The sequence below is a fragment of the Mesorhizobium sp. M7A.F.Ca.CA.004.04.2.1 genome, assembly GCF_004022825.1.
Lineage (GTDB): Bacteria > Pseudomonadota > Alphaproteobacteria > Rhizobiales > Rhizobiaceae > Mesorhizobium.
The window spans coordinates 1-1,714 of sequence record NZ_RZPH01001175.1 but is presented as its reverse complement, the minus strand read 5'-3'; the positions used below and the strand labels follow the sequence as shown (position 1 = coordinate 1,714).

The following is a 1,714-nucleotide window of genomic DNA, read 5'->3' as shown; positions in this document are numbered from 1 at the left end:
GTACCGGGTGCATTCGATTGGAAGCTGTTGAGCGGAAGCCAGTACCTGGCGCTGGCCGATGGACAGCAAACATCGGCAAACAAAAAAGGGGCCCGCAGGCCCCTTTGAACTCATTTGGGAAAACCGAGCCTTATGCGGCTGCGGCGTCCGCGTCAGCGCTTTCGGCTTCGATGCGAGCGCGGTCGCCGGCGCCTTTGGCCGAAACGTCGCGATCGACGAACTCGATGACGGCCATGGCGGCGTTGTCACCGTGACGGAAGCCCGCCTTCATGATGCGCAGATAGCCGCCATTGCGGTTGGCGTAGCGCGGCGCGATGGTGTCGAACAGACGCTTGACGACGCCTTCATTGCCGATCTGGGCAATGACCTGGCGGCGGGCATGCAGGTCGCCGCGCTTGCCGAGCGTCACCAGCTTCTCGACGATCGGACGCAGGTCCTTCGCCTTCGGCAAGGTCGTGACGATCTGCTCGTGCTCGAGCAGCGACACGGCGAGGTTGGCGAACATCGACTTGCGATGGCTAATGCTTCGGGCGAAGCGACGGCCTTTGAAACCGTGGCGCATGGCTCTTTTCCTTCTTCAGTTGTTCAAGAGGCCGCGGCCTCTGATGGTTTTCCGCATGACCGTCGGATCGAGCGGCCCACGCCGCCCATCCTTGGAATTCATGCTCAATATTGGTCTTCGTAACGCTTAGCGAGATCTTCGATGTTTTCCGGCGGCCAGTCCGGCACTTCCATGCCGAGGTGCAAGCCCATCGCCGCCAAGACTTCCTTGATCTCGTTCAGCGACTTGCGGCCGAAGTTCGGGGTGCGCAGCATCTCGGCTTCGGTCTTCTGGATCAGGTCGCCGATATAGACGATGTTGTCGTTCTTCAGGCAGTTGGCCGAACGCACCGAAAGCTCGAGTTCGTCGACCTTCTTGAGCAGCGCCGGGTTGAAGGCGAGCTCGGTGACGGCCTCGGCGGCGACTTCCTTCTGCGGCTCGTCGAAGTTGACGAACAGGCCGAGCTGGTCCTGCAGGATGCGGGCGGCGAAAGCCACCGCGTCCTCGCCGGTGATCGAACCGTCGGTGTCGATCGTCATGGTCAGCTTGTCATAGTCGAGAACCTGGCCCTCGCGGGTGTTCTCGACCTTGTAGGAGACCTTCTTGACCGGCGAATAAAGGCTGTCGACCGGGATCAAGCCGATCGGCGCGTCTTCGGCGCGGTTGCGGTCGGCCGGCACGTAACCCTTGCCGGTGTCGACGGTGAATTCCATGCGGATTTCAGCGCCTTCGTCCAGCGTGCAGATGACGTGGTCGGGGTTGAGGATCTCGACGTCGCCAACCGTCTGGATGTCGCCGGCAAGAACAGCACCCGGTCCCTGCTTGCGAACGACCATGCGCTTGGGACCATCGCCTTCCATGCGGATGGCGATTTCCTTGATATTCAAGACGATGTCGGTCACGTCCTCGCGCACGCCGGCGATGGACGAGAATTCATGCAGAACGCCGTCGATCTGCACGGCGGTAACAGCCGCACCGCGCAGCGAAGACAGAAGCACGCGGCGCAGCGCGTTGCCCAGCGTCAGGCCAAAGCCACGCTCGAGAGGCTCGGCGACCAGCGTGGTCAGCGTCTTCTTCTTCGACGAGAACTCGATCTTGTTCGGCTTGATCAGTTCCTGCCAATTTTTCTGGATCATGATGCTTTCCTTCCGTTGACCCGCCACCATCCAATCG

At 61.2% G+C, this 1,714-nt stretch carries 2 protein-coding genes; both read right to left on the bottom strand.

The features are described 5' to 3' along the window. Nucleotides 1-130 precede the first annotated feature (130 nt). A complete protein-coding gene (gene rplQ, locus EN893_RS32655; protein ID WP_013531439.1) occupies nt 131-562 on the bottom strand; it encodes a 50S ribosomal protein L17 in 432 nt (143 codons plus the stop codon). A gap of 104 nt (nt 563-666) precedes the next feature. Further along, nucleotides 667-1,677 (bottom strand): DNA-directed RNA polymerase subunit alpha, encoded by a 1,011-nt coding sequence (locus EN893_RS32650; protein WP_023812081.1) that lies wholly within the window; start codon nt 1,675-1,677, stop codon nt 667-669. Between the last annotated feature and the right edge of the window lie 37 nt (nt 1,678-1,714).

What these genes read in the sequence shown, in the direction of transcription:
- rplQ (WP_013531439.1), bottom strand. Translation starts at nt 562, where the DNA reads ATGCGCCACGGTTTCAAAGGCCGTCGCTTCGCCCGAAGCATTAGCCAT.
- EN893_RS32650 (WP_023812081.1), bottom strand. Translation starts at nt 1,677, where the DNA reads ATGATCCAGAAAAATTGGCAGGAACTGATCAAGCCGAACAAGATCGAG.